At 65.0% G+C, this 19,299-nt stretch carries 17 protein-coding genes; 4 read left to right on the top strand and 13 right to left on the bottom strand.

Annotated elements, in window-relative coordinates; translation table 11 throughout:
- Positions 1-42: 42 nt before the first annotated feature.
- From FPZ08_RS08565 to FPZ08_RS08550, 4 genes are all read right to left on the bottom strand, one after another.
- Complete coding sequence (locus tag FPZ08_RS08565) at positions 43-381, bottom strand: hypothetical protein (protein WP_146289585.1); 339 nt, start codon at positions 379-381, stop codon at positions 43-45.
- Between the two features lie 104 nt (positions 382-485).
- Positions 486-953 (bottom strand): hypothetical protein, encoded by a 468-nt coding sequence (locus FPZ08_RS08560; protein ID WP_146289584.1) that lies wholly within the window; start codon positions 951-953, stop codon positions 486-488.
- Positions 950-1,270 (bottom strand): rod-binding protein, encoded by a 321-nt coding sequence (locus FPZ08_RS08555; RefSeq protein WP_146289583.1) that lies wholly within the window; start codon positions 1,268-1,270, stop codon positions 950-952. Before FPZ08_RS08555 ends, FPZ08_RS08560 begins: the two co-directional genes overlap by 4 nt.
- On the bottom strand, positions 1,270-2,349 hold the full coding sequence (locus FPZ08_RS08550; RefSeq protein ID WP_246132886.1) for a flagellar basal body P-ring protein FlgI: 1,080 nt from the start codon (positions 2,347-2,349) through the stop codon (positions 1,270-1,272). Before FPZ08_RS08550 ends, FPZ08_RS08555 begins: the two co-directional genes overlap by 1 nt.
- A gap of 292 nt (positions 2,350-2,641) precedes the next feature.
- Between FPZ08_RS08550 and FPZ08_RS08545 the strand changes: the two genes are divergently transcribed.
- From FPZ08_RS08545 to pbpC, 4 genes are all read left to right on the top strand, one after another.
- Complete coding sequence (locus FPZ08_RS08545; RefSeq protein WP_186767265.1) at positions 2,642-3,061, top strand: flagellar assembly protein FliX; 420 nt, start codon at positions 2,642-2,644, stop codon at positions 3,059-3,061.
- Between the two features lie 153 nt (positions 3,062-3,214).
- The gene (dksA, locus tag FPZ08_RS08540) at positions 3,215-3,634 is read left to right on the top strand and encodes an RNA polymerase-binding protein DksA (protein WP_146289580.1); all 420 of its coding nucleotides are present in this window, start codon (positions 3,215-3,217) and stop codon (positions 3,632-3,634) included.
- 157 nt (positions 3,635-3,791) lie between these two features.
- Positions 3,792-9,287 (top strand): alpha-2-macroglobulin family protein, encoded by a 5,496-nt coding sequence (locus FPZ08_RS08535; protein WP_146289579.1) that lies wholly within the window; start codon positions 3,792-3,794, stop codon positions 9,285-9,287.
- Positions 9,288-9,452: 165 nt separating this feature from the next.
- Complete coding sequence (pbpC, locus tag FPZ08_RS08530) at positions 9,453-11,570, top strand: penicillin-binding protein 1C (RefSeq protein ID WP_146293020.1); 2,118 nt, start codon at positions 9,453-9,455, stop codon at positions 11,568-11,570.
- Positions 11,571-11,761: 191 nt separating this feature from the next.
- On the opposite strand, the gene FPZ08_RS08525 is transcribed toward pbpC, so the two are convergent.
- The 9 genes from FPZ08_RS08525 to flgA all read right to left on the bottom strand — a co-directional run bounded on the left by FPZ08_RS08525 (position 11,762) and on the right by flgA (position 19,294).
- Positions 11,762-12,181 carry a curlin gene (locus FPZ08_RS08525; RefSeq protein WP_146289578.1) on the bottom strand — a complete coding sequence of 140 codons (420 nt, stop codon included), beginning with the start codon at positions 12,179-12,181 and terminating at the stop codon, positions 11,762-11,764.
- Between the two features lie 322 nt (positions 12,182-12,503).
- Positions 12,504-12,890: a curli-like amyloid fiber formation chaperone CsgH gene (gene csgH, locus FPZ08_RS08520; protein WP_146289577.1), complete on the bottom strand. Its 387-nt coding sequence runs from the start codon at positions 12,888-12,890 to the stop codon at positions 12,504-12,506.
- An 82-nt stretch (positions 12,891-12,972) separates the two neighbouring features.
- Positions 12,973-13,407 carry a curlin gene (locus tag FPZ08_RS08515; RefSeq protein WP_146289576.1) on the bottom strand — a complete coding sequence of 145 codons (435 nt, stop codon included), beginning with the start codon at positions 13,405-13,407 and terminating at the stop codon, positions 12,973-12,975.
- Between the two features lie 97 nt (positions 13,408-13,504).
- The gene (locus tag FPZ08_RS08510; RefSeq protein WP_146289575.1) at positions 13,505-15,100 is read right to left on the bottom strand and encodes an ABC-F family ATP-binding cassette domain-containing protein; all 1,596 of its coding nucleotides are present in this window, start codon (positions 15,098-15,100) and stop codon (positions 13,505-13,507) included.
- A gap of 208 nt (positions 15,101-15,308) precedes the next feature.
- Complete coding sequence (locus tag FPZ08_RS08505) at positions 15,309-15,458, bottom strand: hypothetical protein (protein ID WP_146289574.1); 150 nt, start codon at positions 15,456-15,458, stop codon at positions 15,309-15,311.
- A gap of 50 nt (positions 15,459-15,508) precedes the next feature.
- The gene (locus FPZ08_RS08500) at positions 15,509-16,999 is read right to left on the bottom strand and encodes a carboxypeptidase M32 (RefSeq protein WP_146289573.1); all 1,491 of its coding nucleotides are present in this window, start codon (positions 16,997-16,999) and stop codon (positions 15,509-15,511) included.
- 235 nt (positions 17,000-17,234) lie between these two features.
- Entirely contained in the window at positions 17,235-17,393 is a 159-nt protein-coding gene (locus tag FPZ08_RS21900) for a glycine zipper domain-containing protein (protein ID WP_186767264.1), read from the bottom strand.
- 198 nt (positions 17,394-17,591) lie between these two features.
- The gene (gene flgH / locus FPZ08_RS08495) at positions 17,592-18,329 is read right to left on the bottom strand and encodes a flagellar basal body L-ring protein FlgH (RefSeq protein ID WP_146289572.1); all 738 of its coding nucleotides are present in this window, start codon (positions 18,327-18,329) and stop codon (positions 17,592-17,594) included.
- Positions 18,330-18,349: 20 nt separating this feature from the next.
- Positions 18,350-19,294 (bottom strand): flagellar basal body P-ring formation chaperone FlgA, encoded by a 945-nt coding sequence (flgA, locus tag FPZ08_RS08490; protein WP_186767263.1) that lies wholly within the window; start codon positions 19,292-19,294, stop codon positions 18,350-18,352.
- Positions 19,295-19,299: the final 5 nt, after the last annotated feature.

The raw sequence follows: 19,299 nt of genomic DNA, 5'->3' as shown, positions 1-19,299 counted from the left end.
TGTGGCTATGTGCTGCACGATGGCTGGTGAGGCTGCATTAACCTAGGCAAGCAAATCCTTGAGCCTGGCCTGGGATTCCGGCGGGATCGGGATCGAGCCGATGCGCATGATCAGCTCTTCCATCGAGGTCGGCACGGGCGGCAAGGCGCCGGCGATCACCGCGGCGGCGAACATGGAGCCGGCGTCTGGGCGCGGCTCGGGGGAAGGCTCCGCATGCGTATCCTGCTGGGGAAAGGCGCCATTGTCGCTGGCACTGGAATTCTTCGGCGCCGGCGGCGGGCTGTCAGGCGACAGGCTGCGCTCCCCGGTGGTGGGGCGCTGCCGATAGCCAGCGAGGCCGCTGCTACTGATGATTGGATCTGCCGCAACTGCAGTGATCATGACGCTGTCCAGTGCATACACGAATGCCAGTCGTCATCGTATATACACCGCTATTGCGGGTCGGTTACTTCAATCCGTTGCAGTTGGTTAAAATTGAGTCCAAGTCAAAGGGCGCGATTGATTGCGATGCCGCGAGCCGATGTTGCCGAATCTGTTGTGATGGCGCCGCCGCGTCCATAGGTCTTTGCCTTGTTCTGCTGCCCGACGATTTTGGCGACGTCGGTCAGCAGGTCTTCGGTGACCATGCGCGCCGTGGCCAGCACGCGCAGGTTCTCGGCCATCTGCGTGGCAAGGCTTTCATGGCCCAGCCGCAGGCGTTCTATGGCGCCGGGCGCCTCGGTGCTCAGCCGCAGGCTCTGGCGCTGGATGGAGCGGGCAAAGCCCACATAGTCCTGGGCCAGCCGGGTCTTTTCCGGCGTCAGGGCATTGGCCTGGCGCATATGGCCGGCGCGGAGCAGCGTGGTTTCCTGGTTCATCACATCGACCAGTGCCGACAGGGCGCTTTCGGCCATGCGGCAGAGTTCGTCAGCCGGCAGGCTGTCGAGGGCGGCGAGGCGTGCGGCTGCGGTCATTTATAGGCTCCGGGCAAAATGTTCTGGTTATTGGCCGCTTCCTGCATGGCGAGCAGGTCGGGCAGGAGTTGTTCGGCGATGCCCAGCCCGCCATTCTGCGCCATGCTGTTGGCGAGCTGTTCGGACTGCATGGACCGCCAGGTCTCTTCGCCGAAGCCGCCGCCCATGACGCTGGCATCGGTCTTGATGGACGAGAAGAGTTCCTTGGTCAGCGTGTTGAGGAACACGCCTTCGAGTTCTTCGGCCTGGTGGCGGACCCGGGCGATCTGGGCCGGGGTGAGCGTCGAGCCGGGCTGCGTATTGTTATTGACGAACATTACAGCACCTCGATTTCGGCCTGCAGCGCGCCGGTGGCCTTGATCGCCTGGAGGATGGCGATCAGGTCGCGCGGGGAAATGCCCAGCGCGTTGAGGCCGTCGACCAGTTCCTGCAGCGACACGGATTCATTGACGACCGAGAGGGCGCTTTCGGACAGGTTGGCATTGAGATTGGTATTCGGCTCGACCGCGGTGACGCCAAGGCTCAGCGGGTTGGGCTGCACCACGGTGGGGTTTTCGGCGATGGTGACGGTGAGATTGGACTGCGCCACCGCCACGCTCGATACCCGCACATCCTTGCCCATGACGATGATGCCGGAATTCTCGTCGATGACGATCTTGGCCGTCTGGTCGGTCTGGACCATCAACTGCTCGATATCGGTCAGCAGGTCGACGATATTGCCGTTAAAGCCATAGGGCAGGGTGAGCCGCACCGTGGCCGGGTCTTCCGGCGTCGCCGTGGGGGTGCCGATGAAGTCGTTGACCGCAAGCGCGATGCGGCGGGCCGTGGTGAGGTCGGGATTGCGCAAGGCGAGGCGGAGCGAGGTCTGGCTGCCGAGATGGAAGTCGATCTCGCGCTCGATCAGCGCGCCCGAGGAAATACGGCCGGTGGTGGGGACGCCGGAAATGATGGTGGCCGCGTCGCCCTCGGCCTTGAAACCGTTGATGGAAACCGGGCCCTGGGCAATGGCATAGACTTCGCCATCGGCGCCGAGCAGCGGGGTCACCAGCAAGGTGCCGCCCTGCAGGCTGTCGCTGTCACCGAGGGCGGCGACCGACACATCCATGCGCGAGCCCTGGGTGGCGAAGGGCGGCAGGTTGGCGGTGACCATGACCGCCGCCACATTGGCGGTGCGCACATTCTCGCCGGCGGTGTTGACGCCCAGCCGCTCCAGCATCGACTGCAGCGACTGCTTGGTGAAGGGGGAGTTGTTGAGACTGTCGCCGGTGCCGTTGAGCCCGACCACCAGGCCATAGCCGACCAGCTGGTTCTCGCGCACGCCCTCGAAATCCACGATATCCTTGATACGGGCGGAGGCGGCCTGTGCTTCAAGGGCGGGCAGCAGCACCATTGTCATGGTGAGCAGTCCCGCGATCAGCCTGTGCAGCAGCGATTTGGTCATCCGGCATCCCCGTCGTCTGGCCGCTCCATCCCCATGGCGCAGCATTCGCCGGTGACATTGCGAAAACCGTGCCAGTTTGACCCGGCAGTCGCAGCGCGTTGAGATTCAAGGGTATTTCGGGTGTCTTGGGCCGGCCTTGGCCTGTCAAAGCCGTGCGGTGAGCAATTCTTGCCGGGTGCGTTAATGCCTTGTTAACGGCTGGCGGCAGATTTTGCCGGTGTCACTGCAAACCGATTTGAGTCCCGCCTTGCGCATTGAAACCACCAACCGAACGACGGGCGCCGGCCGCGGCAGCGGTGTCGGCCGTTCCGGCTCGGGTGTGGATTTCGTGCCGGCCGGCGGCAATGCCCCGGCGCGGGTGGCGGGCAATATGCCGGTGCAGGCCACTGGCGGGATCGACGCCATCCTGGCTTTGCAGGCCGTGGATGGTCCCCTGACCGGTCGCAAGAAGGCGGTGCGGCGCGGCGCCTCGCTGCTCGACCTGCTCGACGATATCAAGGCGGACCTGCTGGTTGGCCGGATCAGTGCCGACCGGCTGGACAGCATGGTGGCGATGCTGTCCGAGGCCCGCGAGCGCTCGCTGCCGGGGCTCGATGCGGTGCTCGATGACATCGAGTTGCGGGTGCGCGTGGAACTGGCCAAATTCGGGCGTTTCCCCGCGGCCTGACCGCCGATCATCAAAATGTTGTCAATCCCGTGCTATGCGCCTGCTGCGCCGAGGCTTTCCCGTGTTAAGCAGCGCCACTTTTGAACGCTTGCCCGGTGGGGTCGACGCGCATATATAGGCCGCCTTAGGGGTGCATTGGAGTTGAGTCTGCTGATGTCTTCGGTTGCAGAAGTGATTGAATACCGGCCCAGTGACAACGAGCCGTTCATGAATCCGCGCCAGCGGGAGTATTTCCGGGCCAAGCTCAACGCCTGGAAGGATGACATTCTCCGCGAGAGCCGGGAAACCCTCGAAAACCTGCAGGAAGAGAGCCAGAATCACCCTGACATGGCCGATCGGGCCAGCTCCGAGAGTGATCGTTCCCTGGAACTGCGCACCCGCGATCGGCAGCGCAAGCTGATCTCCAAGATCGACGCCGCGCTGAAGCGCATCGATGACGGCACCTACGGCTATTGCGAGGAAACCGGCGATCCCATCGGCATTGCCCGGCTCGACGCCCGCCCCATCGCCACGCTGAGCCTGGAAGCCCAGGAAATGCACGAGCGCCGCGAAAAGGTGTACCGGGACGAATAGGAAACCCGGCGATAACAGGAAAGGCCCGCAACAGTTGCGGGCCTTTCTGCTTTATGGCCGTGCAACATCAAACTCCTGACAATCCAATACTCTTGCGGCCTTGTTTCTGCCTCAGCTTCGCGTCCAATATGGCGGCACTGAGTTTGGGAGGACAACGATGCTGCAGCTCATCTCGAAGATGCGCGTGCTGGGGCTGGCCATGGTTTTGGCCCTGGGCGCCTCTCCGGCGCTGGCGGCTGACCATAAGGTCACGCTGCTGCAGGACACCGATCTCCCCGGTTCCGATTATTCGATTATCCGCAATACCGACCTCGATGCCTGCACTGCGGCATGCACCGACGACAATATCTGCCGCGCCTTCACCTTCAACAGCCAGTCCAACTGGTGCTTCCTCAAGGGCGCGGTCGGCGAGCAGGCCGAATTTGCCGGCGCCGTATCGGGTCGCGTCAGCCGGGCGCCGTCCCCGGCGGTGATCGAAGCGGTCCGCCAGGCCGAATTGCCGTTCCCTGCCCAGAGCATCATCGATTCCGCCCGCAGCTTTGCCCGTGGCCTGCCGCAGACCGATGCGCCGCCGCCTAAGGTGACCTATGCCGACCTCGTGGCCTCCGCCGAGGAGGCCGCAGCGGCCGGCAATTCCCTCGCCGCCATCACCGCCTACCGGCAGGCCCTGGCCATCAATGCCAATGATCTTGCCGTCTGGCAGGCTTTGGCGCAGGTGGCGCTGACGCAGGCCGAAACCGTTGCGGGCCTGTCGGAAGGCGACAATAGCGGCGACCTGGCGCGCCTGGCCACGTCGGCGGCCATGAATGCCTTCCTGCGCGCCAGCGAGCCGCGGGACCGTGCCGATGCCCTGGCCGCCCTGGCCAATGGCATGGAATATCGCGAAATGTGGCGCGAAGTCATCGCGACCTATCGCGTGAGCCTGAAGCTGGCGGCCAATGAGGCCGTGGCTACCCATCTCGACAGCGTCGTCGCCCAGCATGGCTTCCGCGTGGTCAATCACGTCGTCGATGCCGAGGCCGCCGCGCCGCGCGTCTGCGCCGTCTTCTCCGATCCATTGCCCTATGGCTCGACCGACCTGTCCGCCTTCGTGGTCGTGGCCGATACGCCGCAGGCCTCCATCGAGCCTGAACAGGACCAGATCTGCATTGGCGGCCTGCTGCATGGCGGGCGCTATGCCATTCGCCTGCGCGCCGGCCTGCCGTCGGTTGATGGCGAGGAACTGCTCAAGGATGTCGTGCTCGACATCTATATACCGGATCGCTCGCCCTTCGTCGGCTTTGCCAACAATGCCTATGTCATGCCGGCCGGTCTCGGCGGCGGGCTGCCGATCACCTCGGTCAATGCCGATGTGGCCGAAGTCATGATCTATCGCGTAGGCGACCGCTCGATCGCGACCGCCGTGCGCGACGGCATCTTCCAGGGAAGCCTCACCGAATACGACGCCGAGGACATTGCCGGTCGCGTCGGCGAAGAAGTCTGGAAGGGCGAGGTCGATCTCGCCCGGGGCAAGCCCAATGAACTGACCACCACCGCCATTCCCGTCGCCGAAACGCTCGGCCAGATGGAAGCCGGCGCCTATGTCATCACCGCCAAGATCAAGGATGAGCAGACCGAATATTGGGACAGCGTGGCCACGCAGTGGTTCATCGTCACCGATCTGGGCCTGACCACTGTCGCCGGTGATGATGGCGTGCATGCTTTCGTGCGCAGCCTCACCGACGCACAGCCGATTGCCGATGCCAAGGTGCGCCTCGTCGCCGTCAATAACGAAATCCTGGGCGAGACCACCACCGATGCCGATGGCCGCGCCGTCTTCGCGCCGGGCCTGGCGCGGGGCGAAGGGGGCAGGGCGCCGCAATTGCTGGTCGCCGAAACCGGCGACGGCGACTACGCCTTCCTCGACCTCAGCCGTCCGGCCTTCGATCTCACCGATCGGGGCGTGGAAGGGCGGCCCTCGCCCGGTCCGCTGGATATCTTCGCCACCACCGAACGCGGCGTCTATCGCCCCGGCGAAACCGTCTATCTCACCGCCTTGCTGCGCGACGAACGCGCCAATGCCGTCACCGGCCTGCCCCTGACCCTGGAAGTCGAGCGCCCGGATGGCGTCATTTCCAGCAAGCAGGTGTTGAGCGATGAAGGCGCCGGCGGCTATTTCGTGGCCTTGCCGCTGGTCTCAGAGGCCATGCGCGGTTCCTGGACCGCCCGGCTCTATGCCGATCCCGAGGCGCAGGCGCTGTCCAGCACCAGCTTCCTCGTGGAAGATTTCGAACCCGAGCGGCTGGCCTTCGAAGTCAGCGCCGCCGACGAGCCGATGGCAACCGGTGTCGCGACCGAAGTCGATGTCGACGCCAAATATCTCTATGGCGCCACCGCGCCAAATCTCGCCATCGAGGCCGATGCCATTATCCGCCCGGTGATGAGCCTGCCCGATTTCCCCGGCTACAGCTTCGGCCGGCTGGATGACACGATCGAGACCAATCGCGAGCCGCTGGGCGTGGTCGGCACGACCGACGAGACCGGCCATGCCGTGGCCGAAATCGTGCTGCCCGAACCGCAATCCACCACCCGTCCGTTGCAGGCACAGGTGCTGCTGCGCCTCGTCGACACCAATGGGCGCAGTATCGAGCGCAGCATCAGCCGCCCTGTGCTCGCCAGCGGCGACCGCCTCGGCATCAAGCCGGTCTTCAGCGATGCTTCCGGGCTCGCCGAAGGCAGCGAGGCCCGCTTCGACATCGTGGCGGTTTCGCCCGAAGGCGAAGCCGTGGCCAAGGAAGGCCTAAACTGGAGCATTTCGCGCGTCGAGACGCATTACCAATGGTACCGCTCCGGCAGCAACTGGCGCTGGGAGGCCATCACCACGACCCGCGAAGTCGCCAGCGGCACCGCCGCTACGCCTGATGGCGGGCCGGCGACGATCGGCGCCAATGTCGATTGGGGGCGCTACCGGGTCGAAGTGGATAGCAGCGGGCCAGATGCGACCTCATCCAGCTATGAATTCTATGCCGGCTACTATTACGCCGATGCCGGCAGCGACACGCCCGACACATTGCAGGTCGCCCTCGACAAGCCCGGCTATAAGGTCGGCGACACCGCCCAGCTCAAGCTCGACCCGCAATTTGCCGGCACGGCGCTGGTCATGGTGATCGACAACCGCGTCATCGCCATGCAGGCGGTCGACGTGCCCGAAGGCGGCACCACGGTGCCGCTCGAAGTCACCGATGAATGGGGCCCCGGCGCCTATGTCACGGCCATTCTCTATCGCCCGTCCGACGTGGCCGAAAAGCGCATGCCGTCGCGGGCCTTGGGCCTGGCCTTCGCCGATGTCGAGCCGGGCGACCGCAAGCTCGACGTCAGCCTCGATACGCCTGAGGTGACCCTGCCGCGGCAGAGCTTCACCACCACGGTGGAACTGGGCAACCTGGCCGCCGGCCAGCAGGCCTATGTGGCCGTGGCCGCGGTGGATCTGGGCATTCTCAATCTCACCAACTTCAAGGTGCCGGACCCGGACGGCTGGTATTTCGGCCAGCGCCAGCTCGGCATGGATATCCGTGACCTCTATGGCTCGCTGATCGATCCGACCCAGGGCCTGTCCGGTGCCATGCGCTCGGGCGGTGACGGCGGCTCGTCCCGCACCGGCACCCCGCCGCCGACTTCGGTTCTCGTCGCCCTCCATTCGGGCATTGTCGAGGTCGATGCCGACGGCAAGGCTACCATCACCTTCGATATGCCGGACTTCTCCGGCACGGTGCGGGTTATGGCCATGGCCTGGACCGACACGGCCGTCGGCCACGCCTCGGCCGATGTCATCGTGCGCGATCCTGTCGTCGTGACCCTCAGCCCGCCGCGCTTCCTGCGCGTGGGCGACGAGTCCCGCCTCTTGGTCGAGATCAACAATGTCGGCGGTGCCGATGGCAGCTATGGCGTTTCGCTCTCGACGGGTGAGGGCATTGCCACGCCGGCAGCGAACAGCGATGTCGAACTGGCCCAGGGTGAGCGAACGGCGCTCGATCTCAGGCTCAACGGCATGCAGATCGGTGATTGGCCGGTTGTGCTGACCATCACCGCGCCCGACGGCAGCACGCAGACCAAGGAATTGCTGCTCGGCGTGCGGCCGACCAGCGCCCCGGTCACCACCAGCCGCGTCCTGCCGATCAAGGCGGGCGAGAGCATCACCGTCGGACCGGACTATTTCGAGAGCTACATGACCGATACCGGCGCCATGACGCTGGCCATCGGCCCCATTGCCCGCCTCGATGTGCCCGGCCTGCTGCTGGCGCTCGATCGCTACCCCTATGGTTGTGCCGAGCAGGTTTCGAGCCGCGCCTTGCCGCTGCTCTACCTCAACGATGTGGCCAAGCTCGTGGGCGTCGCTGAAGACGACAAGCTCAACCAGACGGTGACAGACGCCATTGCCAACCTGCTCTCCAAGCAGAGTTCCAATGGCGGGTTCGGGCTCTGGGGGCCGTTCGATGGCGGCGACCTGTGGCTCGACGGCTATGTCACCGACTTCCTGCTGCGCGCCAAGGCGGCTGGCTATGCCGTGCCCGAACAATCGTTGACCATGGCTTTCGACAACCTGGCCAACCAGTTGTCCTATGCCTCCGACTTCGATGACGGCGGCGAAGACATCGCCTATGCGCTCTACGATCTGGCCCGGGCAGGGCGGGTCTCCATGGGCGACCTGCGCTACTATCACGAGGCGCGTCTCCAGGCCTTCGGTTCGCCGCTGGCCCAAGCGCAGCTCGGGGCGGCGCTGGCGCTCTATGGCGATCCGACGCGCGCCAAAACCGCTTTCGAGGCGGCCATTGTCGGGCTTAAGTCGCCTGACAATATCAAGCGCTATCGCGGCGACTATGGCAGCCGTATGCGCGATTATGCCGGCGTGCTGGCTTTGGCCGCCGAGTTCAAGCCTGCGGGCGTCAACCTCACGGAACTGGCCAATGAACTGGCCAAACTCCGCGACCGGGCGCGTTATACCTCGACGCAGGAAGATAGCTGGACCCTCATGGCCGCAGCAGCACTCGGCGCCTCCAGCACCGATGGCTCGATCACGCTCGATGGCGAAGCCCTCACGGGCCAGGTGTATCGGCGCTATGACCAAGCCGGTTTCGCACCGGTGGAAATCGCCAATACCGGCGCTGCCGATACCGAGGCCAAGGTGACCGTGACCGGCTATCCGATCACGCCGCCGCCGGCCACCAGCGACGGCTTCACCATCGCCCGCGAATATTTCCTGCCCGATGGTACGCCGGTCGATCCGCAGGCGGCGCCCATTGCGCAGAATGATCGCCTCGTCGTGGTGCTGACAGTACGGCCGCAAAACCTGGGTTCGGGCCAGTATCTCCTGGCTGATCCCTTGCCTGCGGGCTTCGAGATCGAAAATCCGGACCTCTCCGCCGGCAGCGGCGTGGCCGATTTCAGCTGGCTCGAGCTCAATGCGGCAACCCATGTGGAATCGCGGACCGACCAGTATGTCGCTGCCTTCCGTTATTTCGATCAAACCGGCACCTTCACCACCGCCTATCTGGTGCGGGCCGTGTCGCCGGGCACCTTCGTGCTGCCCGGTGCGACGGTGGAAGATATGTATCGCCCCGAATTCCGGGCGAACACCGCCGCCGGCGCCATCGAGGTCACGCCGACCGGGCCATGATGACCGTGCTGGTGCATATGGCGGTTGGAGGGCAGGGTCTCTTCCACCCCACCGGCCGTCACCCTCGGGCTTGACCCGAGGGCCCTGCACTGGCGGTGCGTTGGTCAAGTGTAGAGCCCTCGGGTCAAGCCCGAGGGTGACGACTGAGAGATTAGTCACGTGACGATGACGGATACGGGCAAATCAAAGCCGCCAAAACGCTGGACGCGCTGGCTGACGCTTGCGGGCTTCGGCTTCTTCGTCGCCGCCTGCGCTGGGGCCATCCAGCTCAATTCCACGCTATCAGGCATTGCCGAGACGCTGCCGCCGACGCCTGATGTGGCGACGCTGCCGGTTTCCGTCGCCGTCACCGATCGCAATGGCATGCTGCTGCGTCCCTTCACCACTGGCGACGGCCGCTGGCGCTTGCCGGTCAGCCGGGCGGAGGTTGATCCGCGCTTCCTCCAGATGCTCATCGCCTATGAGGATCGCGGCTTTGCCGAGCATAATGGCATTGCCTGGAGTTCCATGCTGCGCGCTGCCGGGCAGTTCGTCATGGCCGGTCGCGTCGTCTCCGGCGGCTCGACGCTCACCATGCAGGTGGCGCGGCTGATCGAGGGGGAGCCGACCCGCGATATCTGGGGCAAACTGCGCCAGATGGTGCATGCCGACCGGCTGGAACACGAGCTCAGCAAGGACGAGATCATCGATCTCTACCTGACCCTGGCCCCCTATGGCGGCAATATCGAGGGCATCCGCGCCGCCACCCTGGCCTATTTCGGCAAGGAGCCCGGCCGCCTGACCATTGCCGAGGCCGCTTTGCTGGTGGCCCTGCCGCAATCGCCCGAGGCGCGCCGCCCCGACCGCGACCCGGTGGCCGCAAAGCGCAGCCGCGACATGGTGCTGGACCGGCTGGTGGCGACCGGCGCCCTGCCACCGGAAGATGCGCTCGTCGCCAAGCGCGAGCCTGTGCCCACCGCAAGGCGGGAATTCCCCATGCTGGCCGCGCATATGGCCGCGCAGGCGGTCCGGGCCCAGCCCACGGCGCGGGCAATCGAGCTGACCGTGGACAAGCGCCTGCAGGACGCGCTGGAGCATCTCGCCGCCGGCCGCGCCAGGCTGATCGACCCGAAGGTGTCCGTGGCCATCGTTGCCGCCGATATTGCCAGTGGCGAAGTGCTCGCCTCGGTCGGCTCGGCCGGCCTGTTCTCCACCCAGAGCGCCGGCTTCGTCGACATGACCAATGCCATCCGCTCGCCCGGATCCACCCTCAAGCCGCTGATCTACGGCCTGGCGTTCGAGCTGGGTCTGGCCCATCCCGAAAGCCTGATCGAGGATCGGCCGACGGCCTTCGGCGCCTACCTCCCGGTCAATTTCGACGGTTTCAATCGCGGCACGGTGACCATCCACGATGCGCTGACGGAATCGCTCAACATTCCCGCCGTCGTGGTGCTCGATGCGGTCGGCCCGGCGCGCCTGGTCTCCCGCCTGCGCCGTGCTCACGCCGACCCGCGCCTGCCGATCAATACCGCGCCGAGCCTGGCCGTCGGTCTCGGCGGCGTCGGCATTACCCTGCGCGATCTGGTGTCCGTCTATGCCGCCATCGGCAATGGCGGCAAGCCGATCCGCCTCTATGACGGCATCGGGCCGGCCCCCAAAGCCGAAATTGCCGCGCCGGTGCTCGATCCGGTCTCGGCCTGGTATGTGTCCGACATTCTTGCCGACGTGCCGCCGCCGCTTAACGGCTCGCCGGGCCGCATCGCCTACAAGACCGGCACCTCCTATGGCTATCGCGACGGCTGGGCCATTGGCTTCGATGGCAAGACGGTGATCGGCGTCTGGGTCGGCCGGCCCGACGGCGCCCCGGTGCCGGGCCTGGCCGGTATTACCGGCGCAGCGCCGATCCTGTTCGAGGCCTTCGATCGCCTCGGCAATCGCAAGGCGCCGCTGCCCCGGGCGCCACAGGGCGTGCTCTTTGCTTCCAACAGCGAATTGCCCACGCCTTTGCGCCGCTTCCGTCATCCTGACAATGACATGGTCGCCCGTGTCGCCGCCCCCGAAATCGCCTTTCCCGCCAATGGTGTCGATGTCGATCTCGGCCTGACGGCGGGCGATATCTCCCCGCTGATGGTCAAGGTGCGCAACGGCGTGCCGCCCTTCATCTTCTTCGCCAACGGCGCCCCCTTCGGCCGTCCCGAATTCGCCCGCCAGAGCCTGTGGGAACCCGACGGGCCGGGCTTCGTCACGCTGTCGGTCGTCGATGCCGAGGGCAGGGCCGATACGGTGACGGTATTTTTGAACTAGTCACTGATAGGCTCTGCTCCATCTTACCCACGATCGCCTCCCCCGGACTTGATCCGGGGGTCTTTCGCCGCTTGTACCGCTTGGAGAGTGACCCGCGGATCAAGTCCGCGGGAAGCGCCAGTGCTTGGAGAGATTGCCTGCAAAAGCAAACGGGCCCCGAGGGGCCCGCTGTTTTCGCGGCGTTGCGTGGCTCAGAACCCGAACACGGTCGTCACGCTCGACTGGCCATTGCCGTTCTGCACGCATTGGCCATTGGTGTTTTGGCCGAACTGGAACAGGCCGCAATTGTTGTTGTTGCCGTTCTGCTCGATCGTGCCTTGGTGGCCATTGCCCTCCTGCACGATCAGGCCGTGATTGCCCGAGCCGTTCTGGTTGAAGCCGGCGGCGTTGAAATTGCCGTTCTGGCTGGCATTGGCGCCTGATGCCGACAGGCCCTGCATCAGCGAGAAAATCTGCAGGCCGGCGCCCAGCGCCTGCTGCTGGTCCGGGTCGGTCGGCGTGAAGCTGATCGACACCTGGCCGGCGGCCATGGCGGGGGCGGCAAGGGCGGCAGTGCCGATGACGGCGGCTGCAACGGCGGCGACGAAGGTCCTGGTGAACGTGGTGGTCATGGCATCTCTCCCTGAGGGTGTTGGTTGTGTTTGCTGGGTGTTCCAGCCGATGACCCGAGATTAGGAGAGCGTGACTGAACCGGTTTGGAGCGGGGTGTTCAGAATGGGTTCAGCGAGGGAATTTGCGGCAGTTGTTTGCATGGAGCGTTCCAACGCCACAGCGTCATTCCCGCGCAGGCGGGAATCCACTCTTCTGCATCGGTTTAGCCAAAGAATGGATTCCCGCCTGCGCGGGAATGACCTGGTGGTGGGTGGTGAGATTTGGCAAACAAAAAAGGCCCCGGTGTCCCGGAGCCTTTTCAGCCGTCCCTGATGATGTGATTCAACGCAGGCTCGCAATGTCCTGATCGCAATCGATCTTCTGGCCGCCGGCACTGACATTGAAGTCGATGCTGTAGCTGGAGCCGGCATTGATCAGCACCTTACCCAGCGTTGTGGCTTCATTGGCATTGGCGGTGAAATAGCCGCCTTGGCTGATATTGGACGAGCCGCCGCCGCCCGAGCTGCGGATGGCAAGACGATATTCGCCGCTCAGCGCAACGGGGCTGACAATGGTACCTTCGAGCGCCAGCATGCCGCGTTCGGAGCTGCTGGCGATGCCGCATACAGTGTCACCAGATGCGGAATTGGCGAGGCCCGCATTGGCCGCGAAGGCGGCGACGGCGAGGCCGAGGGCGATGGCGCCGATGCGCCGGGGTGAGATGGTCATGGCTTCCTCCTGATTTCGGGTGGCACACGAGCCGGAAGGGGGAATGCCCTTCCGGCTATGCGCAGGTCACGTCGGGACCTGGTTACGGGCAGGCCTGCACGAAAGCGGTCACATTGCCCGCACCGGCCTGGTGGATATTGGCATTGCAGCCATTGCCTACCTGCACGCCGGCAGCGACGTTGCCGTTACCGTCCTGGGTCAGGATGGCGGTGTGGTTGTCGCCGAACTGGCCGACGCCGGCAGCGTTGTTCCAGCCGTCCTGCCAGGTGTCGGCATAGTTGTTGTTGCCCTGCTGACCGATGGCGCCGACATTGTTGCCGCCATTCTGGTGGCCGGTGGCAGTGTTCCAGTTGCCGGTCTGGTCGACACCGAGCAGGTTGTTCCAGCCGATCTGGCTACCGCCGGCACCATTGCCGAAGCCGAACTGGTTGACGAAGACGTCGTTGGACATTGCGGGGGCGGCCGAGGCAGCGATGGCGACGGCGGCGACTGCGGTGATGAAGAACTTGGCGATCATTTGGTCTCTCCTGTCTGGGCTGCGCTCCCTCCGAGCGCTTCTTGCCGATGACACGAGGATTAGTCCGATGATTTGGAACCGGTCCTGAGCGGTGAATTCAGTTTGCGTTCATCGCCAAGGCAATTGTGCGGCCGATGCCGATCGCGTCGAGAAAGTCGGCGTCGTGGCTCACCACCAGCAGCGCCCCGTCATAACCGCGCAAACCCGCCTCCACCTGCTCGATGGCATGGATATCGAGGTGGTTGGTGGGCTCGTCCAGGATCAGCAATTGCGGCGGGTGGTTGCCGCCGATGGTGCAGGCCAGCCCGGCGCGCAGCATTTCGCCACCGCTCAATGTGCCCACCTGCTGCAGCGCTGCATCGGCGCGGAACATGAAGCGGGCCAGCGCCGAACGGCAGGTTCGTTCGTCGGCATCGGGATTGAGCGCCAGGAAATTGTCGCGAATGCTCAGTGCCGGATCGAGCAGGCTCACCGTCTGGTCGAGCATGGCATGCGGCACGAGGATGCGGGCCGTGCCGGAAACGGCGGGCAGGGCGCCGGTCAGCATGCGCAGCAATGTGGTCTTGCCCGAGCCATTCGGCCCGGTGATTGCGACCCGCTCGGGACCGGTCATGTTCAGCGAGAAATCGCGGATAACAGGCGGCACGCCTTCCGGCCCGCCCGTCAGCCCATCGGCCTGCAAGACGGTCCGGCCGGTGGGCAGTCCGGTCGGGGTCAGCGTCACCGAAAGCGGGGTCAGGATTTCGACCCTGGCCCGGGCTTCGCTGGCCGCCTCAGCCGCGTCGCCCCGCAAGCGGTTGGCCAGCCTTGCATTCTCGCCGCTGGTCTTTTCGGAGTTGTCCTTCATGCCACCCAGCATGATGCGGGGAATATCGCCCTTGGCCGCCTTGCGCTTGCCGGCGCCATCCTTGCGCGCCTTCTTCTCGGCCACGGCCTGGATCTTGCGGTCGATTTCCGCCACTTTGCGCTCGGCCGTGCTCAGCTCATGCTCGGCCGCCGCCAGTTCCAGCGCCTTGCGCTCGGCATAATGGTCCCAATTGCCGCCATAGGTCGTGGCGCCCAGCGTCGTCAGTTCCACTATGGCATCCATTTCGCGCAGCAAGGCGCGATCATGGCTGACCACGATGGCCGCACCGCGCCAGCGATGCAGCAGGTCCACAACGGCCCGGCGGCCGTCGGCATCGAGATTATTGGTTGGTTCGTCGAGCAGGATGATATCGGGCTCGGCCAGGATCAGCCGCGCCAAAGCCAGCCGTGTGCGCTGGCCACCGCTCAGAGTCGCCAGCGGCCGATCCGGCGCATAGGCGGGCAGGCCGACATCTGCCAATGCCGTCTCGATCCGCCCCGGCAGGGTCCAGTCTGCCTCGGCGGCATCGTCCATGTCGCCCAGCCCCTGTTCGAGCCGGTCGAGCCGCGCCAGCGCTTCGGCCACGCCAAGCTGGTCGGCCACCGTGGCGTCCGGCGCGACCTGCACCAATTGCTTGAGCATGCCAAGCGTGCCCTGCTCGCTCACCGAGCCGGCAGCCGGTTGCAACTGCCCGGCGATGATGCGGAGCAGGGTGGACTTGCCCGTGCCGTTGCGGCCGATCAGCCCCGTTCGTTCATTGCCGAACGAGAGGTCGAGGCCGGAAAAGAGCGGCTGGTTGTCAGGCGTCGAATAGGAAAGCTGGTGCAGTGAAACGGAGGCGGGCATGGACGGATTCCAAGTGAGCGATGCAAGCGAGGCAGTCGTTCAGCGTGGAATCCATGGGGTACCGTCCGGTCAGTGCTGCGGATGACGGGAAAATAGGGATGGGAGTGGGGAAGTCAAGTTTTGCCGGTGCGTGTGGCCTACCCCCACCCTCATTCCCTCCCCACAAGGGGGAGGGAATGAGGGTGGGGTGACGGGAGCCACAGAGGTTTCAATGCCGCTTGAAATACTGCACCTCGCGCTCGTGCTTCTCGGCCGCTTCACGCGTATCAAACGTCCCCAGATTCCGGCGCTTGCCGGTCTTGGGATCGGTCTTGCGGGAATAGAGCCGGTATTCCCCGGATTTGAGCTTGCGGATCATCGCGCACCTCCTTTCGGAGGCAAACGGGTGATCCGCTTCTCCTGTTCCCGTCAGGCCAGGTAGCGCTGCTTCAAATGCGCCTTGAAGAAATCGGCGTTGAGCGGCTCGCCCGTTGCCTTGGTAATCAGGTCCGGCGTCGACCAGCGCGAGCCCTGCGACCAGATATTGTCGCTGCGCCACTGGTTGACCCCGCCGAATTCGCCCTTGCGAATATCTTCGCGTACGCCCGGCTGGGCCTTTTCCAAAGCCGCCCATTGCTGGGCCGCGATCATGGCGCCCAAAGTGTAGCTGGGGAAATAGCCGAAGGCGCCGCCGGGCCAGTGCACGTCCTGCATCGGGCCGTCCTTGGGATCGGCGAGGGTCGAGATGCCGAGATATTCGGTCATCTTGGCGTCCCAGGCCTCGGGGATCTGGCTGGCTTCCAGCTTGCCGTTGACCAGCTCCTGCTCCAGTTCGTAGCGCAGGATGACGTGGAGCGGGTAGGTGACCTCGTCGGCATCGACGCGGATATAGCCGCGTTCGACATAGTTCACCTCGTTGAGGATATCGGCGATATCCCAGCCGGGAATGGCGTCCTCGCCCAGATGCAGATGCACCAGCGGCAGGGCGAATTCCCAGAATTCGGGGCTTCGCGCCAGCTGCATCTCCACAAACAGGCTCTGGCTTTCATGGATGCCCATGCCGCGCGCCTTGCCGAGAGGCCAATGCGACCAGTCCTTGGGCAGGCCCTGCTCGTAGAGCGCGTGGCCGGTTTCGTGCAGCACACCCATCAACGAGCTCAGGAATTCGTCGGTGCGATAGCGCGTGGTCATGCGCACGTCTGATGGCACGCCGCCGCAGAAGGGGTGATGCGACACGGCGAGCGAGCCGTGGGTGAAATCGAAGCCCACGGCGCGCATGGCGGCCAGGCCCAGTTCGCGCTGCTTTTCGATCGGGTAGGGACCGTTGAGGCTCTTGCGCGGGCGCTTGGCCAGCCGGCGTTCCTGTGCGTCGAGCGCCTCGGGTACGAAGCCCTTGAGGAAACCCTTCAGATCGCTGAACACCGCATCCAGCTCCGCCGTCCGGTTTCCGGGGTCATACTGATCCATCAGCGCGTCGTAAGGCGCCAGTTTCAGCGCCTCGCTGCGCAATTGCGCCTCTTCGCGCACCAGCGCCACCACGCCCTCCAGCGCCGGCAAAAAACTGTCCCAATCGCCCTTGGCGCGCAGCTCGCGCCAGAGCTGCTCCGAACGCATGGTGGCCGCGGTGCGGCGCTCGACGAATTCGGTGGGGAGGCAGGTGGCGTTGATATATTGCCGCTTGAACTCGGCCAGCGCGAGCGTCTGGTCCTCGCTCTCGGGTTTGGCCGCCTCGATCCAGTCGGCGATTTCAGGCGCGGTGGCCTGCGCATGATACATGCCCGCCAGGTTCGACATGGCCTCGGCCCGCTTCTCGCCGCCGCCGACCGCCATATGCGTAGCTTCGTCCGCCCCCAATATCGACAGCGCATGCTCCAGCGCTTCGAGCTTGCGGCCGAGAGTATCGAGTTTTTGGAAGGACATAGGGGGCTCCGGGAATAGCTGGAAGGCGTGATGTTCCATAGCCTGACCGGAACGGCAAGTGTGGGTGACGCCTGGTTAGTGGATGAACCGGACCATCAGTCGTCTCCCTCCCCCTTGTGGGGAGGGATCAAGGGTGGGGGGTCTCTCCGCGAAATTGGTGCCTGTGGCATACCCCCACCCTCATTCCCTCCCCACAAGGGGGAGGGAAGCCCGTTCGGTGCTGGGGCAAAACCGATCACTCCTTCGGTTTGTTCTTGCCGAACGCCTGCCAGGCGCCGCCCATGGCGATGCCGATCGCAATGCCGATGCCGATCCCCATCGCGACATTATCCATCGCGACACCGATGGCGACGCCAATGGCGACCCCGACTGCAATTCCTGTGCCCATGGACATGGCAATCTCCTTGTTCGCTGCTGGTCAACCATAGCGGGCCCGATGCGTTCCCCTAAAGGGGAAGAGGCGCAGCCGGGGGACTGCGCCTCTGGAAGGCCGGATCTGTTCTGGAGCCGACCGGGCGGGGCCATTCTGGCGCCCGCCAGGGACCCTGCCGCGCCATTGGGGGAATGCGCCGGCAGGGAAACTGCTGTGATCTTAGAAGGGCAGGATGGCGTCCATGGCCTGCTGGCCGTAGCGCGGCTGCTGCATGTTGGTGATCTGGCCGCGGCCGCCGTAGGAGATGCGGGCTTCGGCGATTTTGGATGATAGGATCGTATTGTTGGCCTGGATATCGGAGGGCCGCACGATGCCGGCGACGATCAGGTCGCGCACTTCGAAATTCACCCGCACTTCCTGGCGGCCCTCGATCACCAGGTTGCCATTGGGCAGGACCTGGGTGACGACGGCGGCAACCGAGGTTTCGAGGCTTTCCGAGCGATTGACCGAGCCATTGCCGCGATTGGTGAGGCCGGAGTCGAAGTCGATCATCGCCGAGGGATTGATGCTGCCGCCGCTGATATTGTCGACGGCGACGCCGAAAATACCGCCCATGCCGGCCGAATTGGTCGAGTTGCGGCCCGTCTGGGTGGTGTTGGCGATCTGGGCACTGTCGTCGATGGTCACCATCACGGTCAGGATATCGCCGATGCGGTGGGCGCGCTCGTCCTTGAAGAAGCCCTTGGCCGAGGTGCGATACAGCGAATTGGGCTGATAGGTATCGGCGATGGCCTCGGGCATGGGCATATGCACCGGCTGGTAGCCCGCCGTCGTGGTCGGGTCGGCAATAGCGGTCAGCGGCGGCGCCTGGCCGACGCTGGCGAGCTGGTCCATGGTGCTGCAGGCAGCCAGGCTGGCCGTGAGCGTCAGGAGGGCGGCGAGTTTGATGAGGTTCATTGGTCTGGTCTCTTGAGGCTTTAGAGTCCCGCTACGGCGAGCGGGTCGGCGCTGACTTCGACGGCGCCGGCAGAGATTGCGGTGGCGCTGATGACGCGCTTGGACATGAGGTTGAGCACCTGCACCGGCCCACCAGAGGCGGCGCCGGTAACGGCCTGGCCCTTGACGGTCAGCGTCATCGGGCCCTTGCGGAAATAGATGGTCACGGGGTCGTTCTTGTTGATGGCAAGCGGCACGGCCACGTCGGCGGCGCGCAGCATCATGCCTTCGCGGCTCTGGCGCAGCAGGGTCTTGCCGACCACGTCTTCCAGCCGCGGCACGCCGCTGCTTTCGACGAATTTCAGCGGCACGGGGCGCATTTCGATATTGCTCTCGGCCAGCAGCGTGCCGGCCGGCAGGTTGGCCTTGATATGGGGCGCTTCGATCATCAGTTCGATCGAGCCGGCCACGTCGAGTGGCTGGTCGATGCCCGCAATGGCGAAGCGGGCGGTGAAGGCACCGCTGCCGGGCAGGTAGCGCAGGCTGATAATGCTGGCGGGTTGGGCCACGGCCTCGGCATTGAGCGGCTGGACCGGGCTGGAGAACAGCGTATCGACACTCATGCCTGTTCCGACAATGCCGCGGGCGGCGAGGTCGGCGGTGATGAGATCGGCCAGTGCAGCTTCATCCACGATAGTGGCGGCGCGGGTGACGCGCACGCTGTCGACCCCTGCGGCTTCGAACGCGTCGATGCCGATGCGGTTGAGCGCAGCGTCGACATCGGCCAGGCCGACCATGCCGCTGGTGCCGGGCATCGGGGCACGGAACAGGGCCTGCTCGGCGGCAGCGCCGGCATCCTCGAACATGTCGCCGACAGTGACGATGGCGCCGGTGACGACGATATCGGCCTTGAGCACGGGCGCGGCCCAGGCGGCGCCTGTCAGCAGCATTCCGGCAAGGGTGGCGATGGTGGAACGCAGGATCATCTTCA

This window comes from Devosia ginsengisoli, from assembly GCF_007859655.1.
Classification (GTDB): Bacteria; Pseudomonadota; Alphaproteobacteria; order Rhizobiales; family Devosiaceae; genus Devosia; species Devosia ginsengisoli.
This window is presented reverse-complemented; position numbering and strand designations above follow the sequence as displayed.